Genomic DNA, 14573 nt, shown 5'->3' on the forward strand with positions numbered 1-14573 from the left:
TCCCGTTAAAAATCGAAGGTTACGGAAGCGCGCACTTCGCGGCCGCCGCCCAGGAATGCGCTCGGTGAGCCGCCGTCGCCATCGGTGCCCGACGGGAAAATAGAGGCCCAGTAGTGCTTGTTGGTCACGTTGTTAACCGCCACACGCAGCGTGGTGGGGATGTTGCTGAGGCGCGTGGTGTAACGTGTACCAAGATCGAGCGTGGTGTAGCTGTCCGCCCACGAGGTGTTGGTGTCATTCGCCGCGCGCTTGCCGGTGTAGTGCAGGTTGGCGCTGTAGACCCACTGCGGCAGGGAAGGGAAGCTGTACTCGGCGAGCAGGTTGGCCTGCACTTTCGGCACGCCGACCACGCGCTTGTTGCTGGTGCTCGCAGAGACGGTGTCTTTCAGTTTCGGGTCGAGGAATGTCACGCCGCTATAGATATTCAGCCCCTGCCAGGCGTGGCCGGCGGCGGTCAGCTCCAGCCCGTTGTTCACCTGGTCGCCCTGTTCCCGGTAAACGTCGTCCGCGTCAACGTAGGCGAAGGGACGTTTAAGGCGGAACACCGCCGCGCCGAGGTTCATGCCGCCCACGTCCGCCTTCAGCCCGGCTTCATACTGCTGGCTGCGGTAAGGGTCCAGCGTCTGGCCTTCGTTTTTCACCCCTTCGCCGGTGGGCGCGGTGCCGCCCTGTTCCAGCGAATCGGCATAGCTCACGTACGCCATCACCGACGGGGTGATTTTGTACATCAGCGCGGCGTTCGGGCTTAAGCCATCTTCATTCACTTCACTGGTTTTCTTCGCCTGGTTGTTGAAGTTCTGCGTCTGGAGCCAGCTCTGGCTTAAGTAGAACATGGCGGACCATTTCGGCGTGAAGGTCACGGTATCGCCAATCGTGATGCTTTGCTGCGTGTTTTCGCTCGACTTGTAGCGCGCGCCGTCTTTGTTGATGCGCCCGTTGCCCGGCTCTCGCATGGCCGCAGGGGCGTACATGTTAGTGGTGCCTAAATCGTAGCGCTGGCTGGCTCCTTTGCTGCCATAGAGCGTCCAGACATAGCCGGTGGTGGAGAGCGCGAGGTCGTGCCCAACGGTGCCAGTATCCACATGGCCGTTGAGCGTCACCGTGTTGCTAAGCACGCGAAAACGGCCCGCGGCGCTGGCGTCGCTCAGGGAGCGTTTGATGTCGCCGCTGTTGTTCAGGATGGTGCTGGAAACAGAGCGCATGGCGCGGTCCGCCTGCTGCCAGCCCACGCCCGCCGTTACTGACCAGCCATCATTGATGTAATGAATAAGTCGCGTGCTGATGGTATCGGTGGTCAGGTCGTTGCCGGCGGTGTTAAGCGCGAGGTTTTTGTTTTTCGCATCCGGAGCGGAAGGCAGCTTCACGTTCGGCCCGTAGCTGAAGCCGCCAGGGTAGCCTTTTTGCAGAAATTCATAGTGGCTGGCGTCGAGCTGGAGCTGCGTGCCGGGCTGGATATTCCAGTCGAAGGCGACGGAGAGCAGCTTGCGGCGCAGCGTGCTGTCGGCCACGTTGCCTTCGCCTTCTTCATTAAGCAGGTTGATGCGATAGCCGAATTTTTTCTCATCATCAATATGCCCGCCTAAATCGACGTGGCCGTTGAAGGCGCTGCGGCTCTGGTAGCCGAGCGTCACGCGCCTGAGCGTCTCTTCCGTTGGCCGTTTGGCGACAAAGTTAAACTGGCCCGCCGGGCTTGCCGGGCCGTAGAGCGCGCCGGTGAGGCTGTTCAGCACGTCCAGGCGCTCCAGCATCTCTACCGGGAAGGCGGTAGTGGAGACGATATTCAGTCCGTCGAGGCGGCTGTTCGCCACCACGCTGCCCTGCATGCCGCGGCTTTGCGGGCGGCCCACGTCCATGCCGCCGCGCGCCTGCATCTGGGTGCTCGGCGAATATTTCAGCAGCTCGCTGACGCTTTTCGCCTGCTGGTTGTCCACCATGTCATGGGTGACGGTAGTGGAGGAATAGGGCGTCTCCACCCAGCTTTTATTGCCGAGCGGGCCGATATCAATATCGGTGGTTTTAAAACCGGCGCCCGCGGCGGCATCCGGTTTGGCGTCGGCGTTAGCCGTCACGACTATCTTCTCTTCATGGTCAGAAGACGCTGCCGTTGACTCTGCGGCCTGGGAAAGAAAAGGGGTGATTAGCGGTAACAACACCGCCAGCTTGCCAGAATTGTTCATTAATCCATCATCGTTATGTAAAGTTTTATATTACGGTTGGCATGATAGAGCAAAGTTGATGTGGATCACAGTCATTCAGGATATGAATGGGTTTAACCCTTGGTGGGTACTACGCCTTTGTGTGCTGGCATAAGGGCAGCAAATCCGAAACAGGCTCCCGCGTTCGCTCGGGAGGCGTTTTGGGATATTAGCGGGCGGGAGCAGGCGGTTTTTACTGGCATTACGCCATATTAATGACGCGTTTATCTGGCCACTTAACCGTAGGTAAACGCAGAACGAATCCCCCTGGATTCACTACCCAACGGCTCTTCAGGCGTTAAAGATGACGCCGGGCCGCTTGTTTGCCGGGTAAAATAAAAAGCCGCCTTCATAGAAGGCGGCTTTGATTTCGCCCCAGAAGGGCGCTCTCAGTTCGGACTCATAGAGCCCTCTCTTCACACTTCCTGTAACGACAGCTGATTGTCAGAGCTAAAACCAGGCCGATGACCACGTCCACAGGACGTGGTTTTAAGTTAACAATAAAAGGGCCGGGGAAATGGCTTTATGGATAATGATTTTAATAACATACAGCGCATCGTGTATTAAACGCAGCGCCATACCGATCCGCCACGTTAAGACTGGCCAGCCGGTTTACTCCCATAAAAAAGCCGGGTTTCCCCGGCTTTTTTCATTTCAGCGCACCGGCGCCCTACAGCCCCTCGGTGCTCTCTTTTTTCGCCTCTTTCGCCAGAATGGCGCGATACCAGCGCGGGTGGTGCTTCTGCGCCCAGCGGCGGCTGACCTTGCCGGCAATCATTCCCTTGATGGAGCCTTTCACCCAGAACGCCATATACATGTGGATCAGAATGGCGTGGATCAGCACGATGGCGGCAGTAGCGTGGATAAGCAGGCTGTAGCGCACCACTTTTATCGGGAAAAAGTCAGCGAAGTAAGGCCGCCAGATAATCACGCCGGTCACCAGCAGCACAAAAATCATGCTCATGATGCTCCAGAACATCATCTTCTGCCCGGCGTTATATTTGCCGACGTCCGCCACCTTATGCTCGTTGCCCTTCAGCACCTCGACAATCCCTTTCAGCCACGGCAAATCGTGCTTGTCCGGGATGTTGTGATGCACGAAGCGCACAAACATAAACATCAGCGCGAAGAAAATCACCACGCCGAAGAACGGATGCAGAATGCGCCCCATCTGCGGCGTGCCGAAGGTCTCCGTCAGCCATTGCAGCGTCGGGAAAAAGAGCGCGATGCCGGAGAGCGCCACGAGAAAGAAGCAAATCACCACCGTCCAGTGGCAGGCGCGGTCAATAAAGGTGGTTCTTACAATCATCTTACTCATGATCGTCTTCCTCCTCGTCCGTCTCTTCGTTCGGCCCCACGCCGACATAGTGGAAAATCAGCCCGGCGAAGGTGGCGATAAAGCCCGCCGCCGACAGCGGTTTGAGTATTCCCTTCCACAGGCTGATGGGCGTATCAATCTGCGGATCTTTCGGCAAGCCGTGGTACAGCTCCGGCTGGTCGGCATGGTGCAACACATACATCACGTGCGTACCGCCAACGCCCTGCGGGTTGTAAAGCCCGGCGTTCGGGTAGCCGCGCGCTTTTAGCTTTTCAACGCGCTCCCCGGCCTTCTCCAGCATCGTTTTTTTGGTGCCGAAGTGAATGGCGCCGGTCGGGCAGGTTTTGACGCAGGCGGGCTCCTGGCCCACGGTTACCCGGTCCACGCACAGCGTGCATTTGTAGACACGGTTATCCTCTTTGTTAAGGCGAGGAATGTGGAACGGGCAGCCGGCGATGCAATAACCGCAGCCGATGCAGTGCTCTGACTGAAAATCGACGATGCCGTTGGCGTACTGGATGATGGCCCCGGCGGAAGGGCAGGCCTTCAGGCAGCCGGGGTCTTCGCAGTGCATGCAGCCATCCTTGCGGATAAGCCACTCCAGTTTGCCGTTCTGGCGCGTCTCGCTAAAGCGCATCAGCGTCCAGGATTTGGCGCTGAGATCGGCGGGGTTGTCATACACCCCGACGCAGTGCCCCACCTCGTCGCGAATGTCGTTCCACTCGGAACAGGCGACCTGGCACGCCTTGCAGCCGATGCAGCTGGTCACGTCGATAAGCTTGGCGACTTCCTGTTTGTCATCGCGCGCCCGCGGCGGCGGCGTAAAGCCGTTAGTCGCCGAACGTTTGATAATATCCTGAGATTGCATGGACATAAGTTCGCTCCCTACGCCTTCTCAATGTTGACCAGAAACGCCTTGTACTCCGGCGTTTGTGAGTTAGCGTCGCCCACGGACGGCGTCAGGGTATTGGCGAGATAGCCCTTGCGCGCCGTCCCCTCAAAGCCCCAGTGCAGCGGAATGCCGATGGTCTCGACCTCGCGGCCCGCCACCTTCAGCGTTTGCAGGCGCGGCGTCACCACCGCCTTCGCGCGAATAAAACCGCGCTTGCTGCTCACCTTCACGCTGTCGCCGCTCCTGATGCCTTTCGCTTTCGCCAGCTGCTCGCTGATTTCCACAAACTGCTCCGGCTGGGCAATCGCGTTGAGGCGCGAATGTTTGGTCCAGGTATGGAAATGCTCGGTCAGGCGATAAGTGGTGCCGACATACGGGAACGCCTTGTGGTTGCCCATGCGTTTTGCGTCTGCTTCAAAGAGGCGCGCCACCGGGCTTGAAACCACGTTCGGGTGCAGCGGGTTGGTGCCAAGCGGCGTCTCGAACGGCTCGTAGTGTTCCGGGAACGGCCCTTCCGCGAGTTTGTCGAGAGCGAACAGGCGGCCCAGGCCCTCCGGCTGCATAATGAACGGCCCGGCGCCGCTGCCAGGAGCGGAGGTGTTAAAGTCCGGCACATCGTTGCCGACCCACTTCGCGCCGTTCCACTCGATAAGCACCCGTTTCGGGTCCCAGGGCTTGCCCTGCGGGTCCGCCGAGGCGCGGTTGTAGATAACGCGGCGGTTGAGCGGCCACGCCCAGGCCCAGCCCAGGGTGTTGCCAAGGCCGGACGGGTCGCTGTTGTCGCGGTTCGCCATCTGGTTGCCCTGGCTTGTCCAGCTTCCGGCGTAGATCCAGCAGGCCGAGGCGGTGCTGCCATCATCGCGAAGCAGGGCGAAGGAATTAAGCAGCTCGCCTTTTTTCGCCAGCAGCGCGCCGTTCTGGTCGTAGAGATCCGCCAGCGCGTAGCCGTTGTTCTCTTTCGCCACCTCTTCCGATTCCGGTTTGTCCGGCTGTTTATAATCCCAGCGCATCTTCAGCAGCGGCTCGGCGCCTTTGCCCCCTTCGGTGCGGTAAAGCTCGCGCAGGCGGTGATACAGCCCGGCCAGGATCTCGCCGTCGTTTAACGCTTCGCCCGGCGCATCCGCCCCTTTCCAGTGCCACTGCAACCAGCGCCCCGAGTTGGCGATCGAGCCATCCTCTTCGGCAAAGCAGGTGGAGGGAAGGCGGAACACCTCGGTCTGAATGGCGGACGGGTCAACGTCGTTCATCTCGCCGTGGTTCTGCCAGAAGTTGGAGGTCTCGGTCACCAGCGGGTCGATAATCACCAGGTATTTCAGCTTGCTTAAGCTCGCCACCACCTTGTTTTTGTCCGGGAACGACGCCACCGGGTTAAAGCCCTGGCAGACGTAGCCGTTGACCAGGCCTCTGTCCATCATGTCGAAATACTTCAGCACGTCGTAAGCGGCGTCCCACTTCGGCAGCCAGTCAAAGCCCCAGTTGTTCTCTTGCTGCGCGGCGTCGCCATAGAACGCTTTCATCAGGCTGACGAAAAACTTCGGATAGTTGCTCCAGTAGTTCACCTGGCCTGGCAGCGTCGCTTTCGGCGTGTTGGCTGCAAGGTAGCTTTCAAGCGTGGTCTGCTTGTCGGAAGGCAGCGTCAGGTAGCCCGGCAGACTGGTGGAAAGCAGGCCCAGATCGGTCAGCCCCTGTATGTTGGAGTGGCCGCGCAGCGCGTTCACGCCGCCGCCCGCCATCCCCATGTTGCCAAGCAGCAGCTGGATCATCGCCATGGTGCGGATGTTCTGCGCGCCGACGGTGTGTTGCGTCCAGCCGAGCGCGTAAAGGAACGTGGCGGTGCGGTTGGCGGCGCTGGTGGAGGCGAGCGCTTCACACACTTTCAGGAAGTCCGCCTGCGGCGTGCCGCAAATCTCTTCCACCACCTCTGGCGTGTAGCGCGAGACGTGCGCTTTCAACAGGTTCCAGACGCAGCGCGGGTCGCTTAATGTATCGTCGCGTCTGGCAAAGCCGTTTTCGTCGAACTGATAGTTCCATGACGATTTGTCGTACTGGCGCTTAGCCTCGTCGTAGCCGCTGAACAGGCCATCCTCGAAGCTAAAATCGTCGCGCACCAGCAACGGCGCGTTGGTGTAGTGCTTAACGTACTCGGCGTTAATTTTGTTGTGCGTTATCAGGTACAGTAGCACGCCGGAGAGGAACGTAATGTCCGTGCCGGAGCGAATAGGCGCATAGATATCCGCTACCGAGGCGGTGCGGGTAAAGCGCGGGTCCACCACAATCAGCGTGGCGTCGTTGTTGTTTTTGGCTTCCATCGCCCAACGGAAACCGACCGGGTGGGCTTCAGCGGCGTTGCCGCCCATCACCATCACCACGTTGGCGTTTTTGATATCAACCCAGTGGTTGGTCATCGCACCGCGACCAAATGTTGGAGCAAGACTTGCTACCGTTGGTCCGTGTCAGACGCGCGCCTGGTTATCCACCGCCAGCATGCCAAGCGAGCGGACAAATTTCTGGGTGAGCATGCCGGTTTCGTTGCTGGCCGCCGAAGCGCAGAGCATGCCGGTGGAAAGCCAGCGGTTGACGGTCGCGCCCGCGGCGTTTTTCTCAATAAAGTTGGCGTCGCGGTCGGCTTTCATCAGGCGGGCGATGCGCTCAAACGCTTCGTTCCAGCTGATGCGCTGCCATTTGTCGGAGCCTGGCGCGCGGTATTCGGGATAGCGCAGGCGGCTTTCGCTGTGAATGTAGTCGAGCAGGCCCGCGCCTTTGGGGCAGAGCGCGCCGCGGCTTACCGGATGGTCCGGGTCCCCTTCAATATGAAAAATGCTGGAAGCGGCGTTTTTCGCGCCGTCGCCCAGGCTGTACATCAACAAACCACACCCTACGGAACAGTAAGTACAGGTGTTGCGGGTCTCTTTCGCGCGCAGCAATTTATAAGTGCGCACTTCCGCCAGCGCCGGTTGTGGAGCAAAGCCCAGAACCGCCGCCGTTGTGCCTGCCATTCCGCCGGCGCAGATTTTAAAAAACTTTCTGCGACTGACGTTCATTTTATCCCCGTTTTTTATGACGTTTTACGGCGGGGGAAAATAACAACCCGGAGCAGGGGGGTATTGCGTGAAATCAAAGCGGCGGGGGGTTTTATGGAAATTACCCATTAATAAGTACGGCAAAATCAGAAAGATAACGCTACCGGGTCAGGGAATTATCGGCTCGCTTAACCTGTTCAGGTTAGCTTTATTTTATTCGGCGTCAGGGGTCGCCAGAGGATAGCAGGCGTCGCCGCCAATACCGGTGGTTTCGCAATCGGCTTTGCTGTGCGGCACGGGCAGGATCGTTGTGGTGGTCGTGCAGCCCGCCAGCATCAGCGCTGTTATCAGCACCATGCGTTTTATCATTTCCGGCACCTTCGCGCTATTTTTGGCCGACGGTTAATAAAAGCGTCTGTTCGCTTATCGCCATTCTGTTATTGCGATGGCAATGCGCCGCTGTTTTATTTTTTTACGCTTTCGCTGCTTTAAGAATAGCGTTGCTTTTGCTGCTTCGCTTAAAAAATCTGGCTAAATGGTTAGCTGATGAAAAATCCCCCTGTGCTTTTTTCGCTTTCTGCCGATAACCCTGACGAGCGCCTTGCGGTGCGAGCGTACTTCCCTGTCATGGCTTAGAGGCGAAAGATGGACAATTTTCAAAAAGAGATTGATGAGAGGGCGAACCTCGCCTTATCGAACAAGTTTGAGCTTTTACTGTTCCGTCTGGGGAAAGACGCGCAGGAAGACAAAACCGAGCTGTTTGGCATTAACGTCTTCAAGCTCCGCGAAATTATCCCTATGCCTGCGGTCACGAAAGCGGCAGGCATGAAATCGCCGCTGCTTGGCGTTGCGAACATCCGCGACCAGATAATCCCGGTCATCGACCTGCCGGCTATCGCAGGCTGCAAGCCGGAAACCGGCCTTAACCTGCTGCTTATTACCGAATACGCCCGCAGCACCCAGGCGTTCGCCGTGGAGTCTGTCGACAATATCGTACGTCTGGACTGGAGCCAGGTGCACACGGCGGAAGCGGGCGTGAGCAGCCGCAGCAATATCACCAGCATCGCCTGCATCGACGGCGACCAGCAGGGCAACAACCTGGCGCTGGTGCTGGACGTTGAGCAGATCCTGTACGACATCATTCCGGCATCGCGCGGCCCGCAGGCGGAAGAGGCGCGTATTAACAGCTTTAACATCAAGCCCGGCGCGGTCGCCATCGTTGCGGAAGATTCCAGAGTGGCGCGCACCATGCTTGAGCAGGGGCTTAAGCAGATGGGCATTCCGGCGCTGCTGCACACCACCGGCAAAGAGGCGTGGGAGAAAATTAAAATCATGGCCGACGAGGCGCAGGCGGAAGGCAAATCCGTCGACGACAAAATCGCGCTGGTGCTCACCGACCTTGAAATGCCCGAAATGGACGGCTTTACGCTAACGCGCAACATCAAGCGCGACGCGCGGTTGCAGCATATTCCGGTGGTTATTCACTCGTCGCTTTCCGGCAGCGCCAACGAAGAGCATGTGCGCAAAGTGGGCGCGAACGCTTATGTGGCGAAGTTTGAAATCAACGAGCTTTCCTCGGCTATCGAAAAGGTGCTGAAAAGCGCGTAACGCCGACGCGACGCGATCTGCGTCACGTTTTGGCCCGCGCTGCGTTGAGCAGCCGGGCAAAGCTGCTAAAGTCCAGACAGATTGTTACTGCATTTGCAGGCAAAACCTGATTATCCGGCACTCGTCGGAGATCAGGTTTTTTTGTTTCCGGGGTCTGCATGAGAATTGCGAAGGTTTTAAATAATAATGTCGTGGTGATTGTGGACAGCCAGCAGCGCGAACAGGTGGTGATGGGACGCGGGCTTGGTTTTCAGAAACAGACCGGCGACCGGCTCGACGAGGCGAAGATCGAAAAGGTGTTCGCCCTGCAAAGCGATGAACTGGTTTCACGCCTCGGCGAACTGTTAAGCCAGATCCCGCTTGAGGTGATGACCACCTGCGACCGGATTATCGACATGTCGCGCCAGCGCTTAGGGGCATTGCAGGAGAGCCTTTACATCACGCTCACCGACCATTGCCATTTCGCCATTGAGCGGCAGAAAAAGGGCATGCCTGTGCGCAACGTGCTGCTGTGGGAGATCCGCAGGCTTTACCCTAAAGAGTACGCGCTGGGCGTGGAGGCGCTGTCGATTATCGATAAGCGTCTGGGGGTGCGGCTTGCCGAAGATGAAGCGGGGTTTATCGCGTTGCATCTGGTCACCGCGCAGCTCAACAGCGAAATGCCGGAAGTAATGCACGTTACGCAGGTAATGCAGGAAATTCTGCATATCGTGAAATACCAGCTTCAGCTGGAGTATGACGAAGAGACGCTAAGCTATGAGCGCTTCGTCACCCACCTGAAGTTTTTCGCCCGGCGTATGCTCACGCGCAGTACGGTGCCGGACGACGATGTCACGCTGCACGCGGCGGTAAAAGAGAACTACCCGTACGCCTGGCGCTGCGCGGAGAAAATTAGCCGCCATTTGCAGACCCATTATCAGCGCGGGCTGACGAACGAAGAGATTATGTTTCTCGCCATTCATATTGAGCGGGTGCGTAAAGAGAGCCGCAAAGCGGGCCATTAACCGCGCGGCATAAAAACGGATTGTGACTGCTTCGGCAGGCAAAACCTGAGCGTGGGCTTCCCGAAAGGGCAGGTCCGCCTCAGGTTTTTTTATTTTTACTCAGTACACCTGGCCTGCGGGCCAGCATGCAGAAGGACAAAGCTATGGCCTGGCAGGAACTTGCAAACGACATACTGACGCACGTCGGCGGACGCGAAAATATCGCCAGCCTGACGCACTGCGCCACCCGCCTGCGTTTTCGGCTGAACGCGCACGCGAAAGCGAACCCCGAAGCGCTGAAGCAACATCCCGGCGTCATTATGGTGGTAGAGAGCGGCGGCCAGTTTCAGGTGGTGATCGGCAATCACGTGGCGGATGTGTATAAAGCGGTCTGCGCCCAGGCGGGGTTGAATGACGACGCCCCGCCTGCGCCGGACGAAGCGAAAAGCGGGGCGCTAAGCCGCCTTATCGACGTGGTTTCCGCGATTTTCACCCCGTTTCTTGGCGTCATGGCCGCCTCGGGCATTCTTAAAGGGCTGCTGGCGCTAAGCGTGGTCTGCGGCTGGCTAAGCCCGCAAAGCGGTACTTACCAGATCTGGTTTGCCGCAAGCGACGCGCTGTTTTACTTTTTCCCGCTGGTGCTGGGCTACACCGCCGGTAAAAAGTTCGGCGGCAGCCCGTTTGTCACCCTGGCTATCGGCGGCGCGCTGACCCATCCGCTGATGGTGAAAGCGTTTGAAACGGGGCAAAGCGAAACGTTTTTCGGTATTCCCGTTACCTTTATCAATTATGGCTCGTCCGTTATCCCGATCATCTTCGCCGCCTGGGTAAGCTGTTGGCTGGAAAGGCGCTGCGCGCCGCTGCTGCATGCCGCCGTGCGCAACTTCTTTACGCCGCTGATTTGCCTTGCGGTGACGGTGCCGCTGACCTTTTTGCTGATTGGCCCGGCGGCGACCTGGCTTAGCCAACTGCTGGCGCACGGCTACCAGGCGATTTACGCGCTGGCGCCGTGGCTGGCGGGCGGCGTGATGGGCGCCATGTGGCAGGTGTGCGTTATTTTCGGGCTGCACTGGGGCATGGTGCCGCTGATGCTCAATAACCTTAGCGTGCTGGGCCACGACACCCTGCTGCCGATGCTCCTGCCCGCCATTATGGGGCAGGTGGGCGCCTGCATCGGCGTGCTGCTGCGCACCCGCGATGCGCGGAGGAAAACGCTGGCGGGCTCCGCGGCCATGGCGGGCGTCTTCGGCATTACCGAGCCTGCGGTTTACGGCGTTACGCTGCCCACCCGCCGCCCGTTTATTTTTGGCTGCGTGGCGGGCGCCATCGGCGGCGCGCTGATTGGCTGGATGCACACAAGCGTCTACTCGTTCGGCTTCGCCAGCATTTTCACGCTTGCGCAAACTATCCCGCCGGGCGGCATGGACGGCTCCGTCTGGGGGGCGGTGGCAGGCACCGCGGTCGCGCCGGTTATCGCCTGTCTGCTGACCTGGTTTGCCGGCATGCCGAAACCTGTGCCGCAGACGGCGAACATCGTGCCGATCGTGCCGGAAAACGTGGCGGAAAATGAGGTAGTGGCCCCGCTAAGCGGCACGCAGATTGCGCTTGAGGCGGTGCCGGACAGCACTTTCGCAGGCGGCCTGCTGGGACAAGGCGCAGCCATTATTCCGCTCGCGGGGGAGGTGAGAGCGCCTTTTACAGGCGAAGTCGCTTCGCTGTTCGCCACCCGCCACGCCATTGGGTTGCAGAGCGACAGCGGTATCGAACTGTTGATCCATGTCGGCATCGATACCGTCAAACTGGACGGGCGCCACTTTACCGCCCATGTTAAAGCGGGCAACAAAATTCAACCGGGCGACCTGCTGTTGAGCTTCGATCGGCAGGCGATCCTGAATGAAGGCTACGATCTCGTCACGCCGGTCATTATCAGCAACAGCGACGACTACGCTTCGGTGCAGACCGTGGCTACAAGCCGCGATATTCGCGCCGGCGCGCCATTTCTTACTATAAGCCATTAAGCTAAAAGGAGAGTTTGATGAAACCATTTCCGCAGGCATTTCTCTGGGGCGGCGCGATTGCCGCCAACCAGGTTGAAGGTGCGTATCAGGAGGGAGGGAAAGGGCTTTCCACCTCCGACGTCCAGCCGAAAGGCATTTTTGGCGACGTGGTGGAGCGCGTGCCGGGCGACAGCGGCATCAAGGATATCGCCATCGACTTCTACCACCGCTACCCTGAAGACATCGCGCTGTTTAACGAGATGGGGTTCACCTGCCTGCGCGTCTCTGTTGCCTGGACGCGTATCTTCCCGCAGGGCGATGAAACCCAGCCGAACGAGGCGGGTCTTGCCTTTTACGACAAGTTATTCGACGAACTGGCAAGCCACAATATTCAACCCATGGTGACCCTGTCGCACTATGAAATGCCCTGGGGGCTGGTGAACAACTACGGCGGCTGGGGCGACCGGCGCGTAATTGGCTTTTTCGAACGTTACGCCCGCACGGTTTTCACCCGCTATAAAGAAAAAGTGAAGTTATGGCTAACCTTTAACGAAATCAACATGTCGCTGCACGCGCCGCTGACTGGCGTGGGGCTTAAAGCGCCGGGCAGCGAGGCGGAGATTTATCAGGCTATTCATCACCAGCTGGTGGCGAGCGCGCTGGCGGTGAAGGCGTGCCACGACATCATCCCCGACGCGCGCATCGGCAACATGCTGCTGGGCGGCCTGATGTATCCGCTTACCTGCAAGCCGGACGATGTGCTGGAGACGATGCAGCAGAACCGGACCTGGCTCTTCTTTGGCGATATTCAATGCCGCGGCGAGTACCCGGGCTATATGCTGCGCTATTTTCGCGATAACCACATCCAACTGAACATTACCGAAGAAGACCGCGCCGCGCTGAAAGAGACCATCGACTTTATCTCCTTTAGCTATTACATGACCGGCTGCGTCACCACCGACGAAGAAGAGAACCAGAAGGCGCGCGGCAATATTCTCAGTATGGTGCCGAACCCGCACCTGAAAAGCTCGGAATGGGGCTGGCAGATTGACCCGGTGGGGTTGCGCATTCTGCTTAACCTGCTGTGGGATCGCTATCAGAAACCGCTGTTCATTGTTGAAAACGGCCTGGGAGCGAAAGATAAAATCGAAGCTGATGGCAGCATTAACGACACTTATCGCATCAGTTATCTGAACGATCACTTAGTACAGGTAGGCGAAGCGATTGAAGACGGCGTGCAGGTGCTGGGTTATACCTGCTGGGGGCCGATCGATCTTGTCAGCGCCTCGAAAGCGGAAATGTCCAAGCGCTACGGCTTTATTTACGTTGACCGCGACGACGACGGCAACGGCACGCTGGAGCGTCGCCGCAAGGCGAGTTTCAACTGGTATAAAGAGGTCATTGCCACCCGCGGCGCCAGCCTCAAACCCTGATGCACAAGGCCCCGCGAGGGGCTTTTTTCTGCACGCTTACAGCGTCATTCCCAGTATGGCGAAGACCACGGAGGACGAGGTCAGGGCAATGCCTGGGCTCAGAAAAACGTGTATTTTCAGCGTGGCGGCCAGCAACAGCATAATCATTCCGCAGATAAAAAGCGGAATGGCGATAAGTGAAAAGGTAGACATAAGCGCGCCTGCTCCGGCAAAACAAAAAGCCAGCATAACCGCTTTTTCATTTCTTAGTTACAACATACTTTTTTACCCTACCTGTATGGGTAGGTTATCTCTGAAAGAGATCGTACGACGCTTTCAAATGTTAACAGGGCAAGTATGAAAAATGGGCGGGACAGCAGATAACAAAAAACCCGCAGAGGGCGGGTTTTTTCTGTCGCAGCGTTTAACTGCTCAGGCTGTTGCCTTCATCGCTATCGTAAACGCCTGCGATAATCAGCGCGTATTACAGTGCAGTGACGTTTGCCGCTGCCGGGCCTTTTGCGCCGTTTTCGATGGTGAAGGAGACCTGTTGGCCTTCATCCAGGGTTTTGTAGCTATCGCTCTGAATAGCAGAAAAGTGTACGAATACATCTTTGCTGCCGTCATTCGGCGTAATAAAGCCAAAACCTTTATCTGAATTAAACCATTTTACTAAACCAGTCATTTTGGTAGACATAGATACTTCCTTAATTAATGAGCCACACAGTGCGGCGAAGATGGCCTGTCATGCAGAGAATTACTTATTAGGCGCTTAGGAGGAGGCTCACGAAGAAGAGTATCTGGGATAACACTTGAACTGAGGACTGCTTTACTAAAACTGCTTTCATAAGGTCTGTTTTCCAAACCGAGGACGCCATTAAGTCATGGATTAACTTATTAAGCAACGTTTATTTTAAACGCATAAACACCCGGATGGCTGTATGGCTGTTCGCCTGCTTGCCTGAGAAGAGGCCGTCTGAGTGGGCGCTATGTATAAAATTGATAAATAGCCAGTTCATTTAACGTCAGTTTTTAGGCTGAAAGCGCAACTAAAAAGCGCAGCGACGCTTTTTTAGGTGATGCTGCCAACTTACTGATTTAGTGTATGATGGTGTTTTTGAGGTGCTCCGGTGGCTTCTGTTTCTATC

The 14573-nt window shown here is 57.5% G+C and carries 11 protein-coding genes; 4 read left to right on the forward strand and 7 right to left on the reverse strand.

The window, feature by feature from the left end; translation table 11 throughout:
• Positions 1–5: 5 nt before the first annotated feature.
• The 5 genes from DW56_RS17955 to DW56_RS22635 form a co-directional block, all read right to left on the reverse strand.
• Positions 6–2177, reverse strand: coding sequence for a TonB-dependent siderophore receptor (locus DW56_RS17955; RefSeq protein WP_024553684.1), 2172 nt, complete (start codon positions 2175–2177; stop codon positions 6–8).
• A 688-nt stretch (positions 2178–2865) separates the two neighbouring features.
• The gene (gene fdnI, locus DW56_RS17960) at positions 2866–3513 is read right to left on the reverse strand and encodes a formate dehydrogenase-N subunit gamma (protein ID WP_024553683.1); all 648 of its coding nucleotides are present in this window, start codon (positions 3511–3513) and stop codon (positions 2866–2868) included.
• Positions 3506–4387, reverse strand: a complete 882-nt coding sequence (fdxH, locus tag DW56_RS17965; protein WP_024553682.1) for a formate dehydrogenase subunit beta — start codon at positions 4385–4387, stop codon at positions 3506–3508. Before fdxH ends, fdnI begins: the two co-directional genes overlap by 8 nt.
• A gap of 11 nt (positions 4388–4398) precedes the next feature.
• A complete protein-coding gene (fdnG, locus tag DW56_RS17970; RefSeq protein WP_152525483.1) occupies positions 4399–7446 on the reverse strand; it encodes a formate dehydrogenase-N subunit alpha in 3048 nt (1015 codons plus the stop codon).
• Positions 7447–7638: 192 nt separating this feature from the next.
• The gene (locus DW56_RS22635; RefSeq protein ID WP_159102110.1) at positions 7639–7794 is read right to left on the reverse strand and encodes a hypothetical protein; all 156 of its coding nucleotides are present in this window, start codon (positions 7792–7794) and stop codon (positions 7639–7641) included.
• A gap of 276 nt (positions 7795–8070) precedes the next feature.
• Between DW56_RS22635 and DW56_RS17980 the strand changes: the two genes are divergently transcribed.
• From DW56_RS17980 to DW56_RS17995, 4 genes are all read left to right on the forward strand, one after another.
• Complete coding sequence (locus DW56_RS17980) at positions 8071–9033, forward strand: chemotaxis protein (protein WP_024555294.1); 963 nt, start codon at positions 8071–8073, stop codon at positions 9031–9033.
• A gap of 158 nt (positions 9034–9191) precedes the next feature.
• Positions 9192–10037 (forward strand): BglG family transcription antiterminator LicT, encoded by an 846-nt coding sequence (gene licT / locus DW56_RS17985; protein WP_024555293.1) that lies wholly within the window; start codon positions 9192–9194, stop codon positions 10035–10037.
• A gap of 143 nt (positions 10038–10180) precedes the next feature.
• Positions 10181–12034, forward strand: a complete 1854-nt coding sequence (bglF, locus tag DW56_RS17990) for a PTS beta-glucoside transporter subunit IIABC (protein ID WP_024562333.1) — start codon at positions 10181–10183, stop codon at positions 12032–12034.
• Between the two features lie 17 nt (positions 12035–12051).
• Positions 12052–13446 carry a glycoside hydrolase family 1 protein gene (locus DW56_RS17995; protein WP_024555279.1) on the forward strand — a complete coding sequence of 465 codons (1395 nt, stop codon included), beginning with the start codon at positions 12052–12054 and terminating at the stop codon, positions 13444–13446.
• A gap of 36 nt (positions 13447–13482) precedes the next feature.
• Here the strand turns inward: DW56_RS17995 and DW56_RS22640 are convergent, their stop codons facing one another.
• Entirely contained in the window at positions 13483–13638 is a 156-nt protein-coding gene (locus tag DW56_RS22640) for a hypothetical protein (protein ID WP_159102109.1), read from the reverse strand.
• Positions 13639–13909: 271 nt separating this feature from the next.
• Positions 13910–14122 carry a transcription antiterminator/RNA stability regulator CspE gene (gene cspE / locus DW56_RS18005; RefSeq protein WP_024555278.1) on the reverse strand — a complete coding sequence of 71 codons (213 nt, stop codon included), beginning with the start codon at positions 14120–14122 and terminating at the stop codon, positions 13910–13912.
• Positions 14123–14573: the final 451 nt, after the last annotated feature.

Source organism: Franconibacter helveticus LMG 23732, assembly GCF_000463115.2.
Lineage (GTDB): Bacteria > Pseudomonadota > Gammaproteobacteria > Enterobacterales > Enterobacteriaceae > Franconibacter > Franconibacter helveticus.

Excerpts from the sequence above, each read along its gene's own strand:
- DW56_RS22640 (WP_159102109.1), bottom strand. The coding sequence starts at position 13,638 with ATGTCTACCTTTTCACTTATCGCCATTCCGCTTTTTATCTGCGGAATG.
- DW56_RS22635 (WP_159102110.1), bottom strand. The coding sequence starts at position 7,794 with ATGATAAAACGCATGGTGCTGATAACAGCGCTGATGCTGGCGGGCTGC.
- fdnI (WP_024553683.1), bottom strand. The coding sequence starts at position 3,513 with ATGAGTAAGATGATTGTAAGAACCACCTTTATTGACCGCGCCTGCCAC.
- licT (WP_024555293.1), top strand. The coding sequence starts at position 9,192 with ATGAGAATTGCGAAGGTTTTAAATAATAATGTCGTGGTGATTGTGGAC.
- DW56_RS17980 (WP_024555294.1), top strand. The coding sequence starts at position 8,071 with ATGGACAATTTTCAAAAAGAGATTGATGAGAGGGCGAACCTCGCCTTA.
- DW56_RS17955 (WP_024553684.1), bottom strand. The coding sequence starts at position 2,177 with ATGAACAATTCTGGCAAGCTGGCGGTGTTGTTACCGCTAATCACCCCT.
- cspE (WP_024555278.1), bottom strand. The coding sequence starts at position 14,122 with ATGTCTACCAAAATGACTGGTTTAGTAAAATGGTTTAATTCAGATAAA.
- bglF (WP_024562333.1), top strand. The coding sequence starts at position 10,181 with ATGGCCTGGCAGGAACTTGCAAACGACATACTGACGCACGTCGGCGGA.
- fdxH (WP_024553682.1), bottom strand. The coding sequence starts at position 4,387 with ATGTCCATGCAATCTCAGGATATTATCAAACGTTCGGCGACTAACGGC.
- DW56_RS17995 (WP_024555279.1), top strand. The coding sequence starts at position 12,052 with ATGAAACCATTTCCGCAGGCATTTCTCTGGGGCGGCGCGATTGCCGCC.